Raw genomic sequence first — 1,217 nt, forward strand, 5'->3', positions numbered from 1 at the left:
AATTCCCCAGAGTGGAAAATTTCTTGATAAATAGCTGATTCTTGCATAATATCGCTCCTTAATATACCTTTAATAATGTTTTCAGAAACCACTAAGTTTGCCAAAATAGCACTAGCGGCGGTAAGATTACTTTTTACATTTCGATCGACTATTCTATCAATTGCTTGAGCAACTTGACTTAATATCATTTGAGGTTCATTAGTATTAGTTAGCACCGCAAAAGGCAATAATCCCTGATACTGTAAAAATATCTCTGGGGGCATTTCCCAAAGGCGGATTACCTCAAATTCATGGTAGGTTTTACTTAAACGGAAGTTATTTTGTTGTACTAACTCAGAATTACTAGGACGTAAATAAATCACGACTTGACGCATTTCTTTATGAGGATAACGGCGATAAACCCTGACTCGATAATCTAGCATCCGAAAAGCCATAGTTTCATCGGGATTTGTCTGAAATTCTGTATGTAAAACTAAATCCTCCGACTGTAATAATATTAACGAATCTGCCCTAATGGGTTCATTGGATAATTCTGTGGGTTTCAATTCGGTTAATGGAATTGGACTACCTAATAACCATGTTACCAAATCATCTCGGAAATATTCTGCTAAAAATTTACAAATATTATCAAACATTCAAACTTCTTAATTAATGAATTATAATGTCGATTTATTAGAGTTATTACCCTGACAAAAATTAGTTATTTTGATTAACTATTCGTTGTAAAATTTCAATGGTTTCTAAAGGCAATTCAGTGGCATTTGCTATTACCTCAAAACCAATTCCTTGACGGAGTAAACTCAAGGCAACTCTTTCTTTTTCTTCTTGCTTTCCTTTCAATTTCCCTTTTAATTCACCTTTTAATTCACCTCTTAATTCCCCCCTTAATTCCCCAGAGTGGAAAATTTCTTGATAAATAGCTGATTCTTGCATAATATCGCTCCTTAATATACCTTTAATAATGTTTTCAGAAACCACTAAGTTTGCCAAAATGGCACTAGCGGCGGTAAGATTACTTTTTACGTTTCGATCGACTATTCTATCAATTGCTTGGGCAACTTGACTTAATATCATTTGAGGTTCATTAGTATTAGCTAGCACCGCAAAAGGCAATAATCCCTGATACTGTAAAAATATCTCTGGGGGCATTTCCCAAAGGCGGATTACCTCAAATTCATGGTAGGTTTTACTTAAACGGAAGTTATTTTGTTGTACTA

The 1,217-nt window shown here is 34.3% G+C and carries 2 protein-coding genes; both read right to left on the reverse strand.

The window, feature by feature from the left end; translation table 11 throughout:
- The coding region (locus tag ACN4EE_RS23510; protein WP_431708934.1) for an Rpn family recombination-promoting nuclease/putative transposase at nt 1-635 on the reverse strand (635 nt) is incomplete at its 3' end.
- A gap of 61 nt (nt 636-696) precedes the next feature.
- On the reverse strand, nt 697-1,217 hold a 521-nt coding region (locus ACN4EE_RS23515), incomplete at its 5' end, for an Rpn family recombination-promoting nuclease/putative transposase (RefSeq protein WP_431708935.1).

This window comes from Geminocystis sp. CENA526, assembly GCF_050753365.1.
In the GTDB taxonomy this organism is placed as follows: Bacteria; Cyanobacteriota; Cyanobacteriia; order Cyanobacteriales; family Cyanobacteriaceae; genus Geminocystis.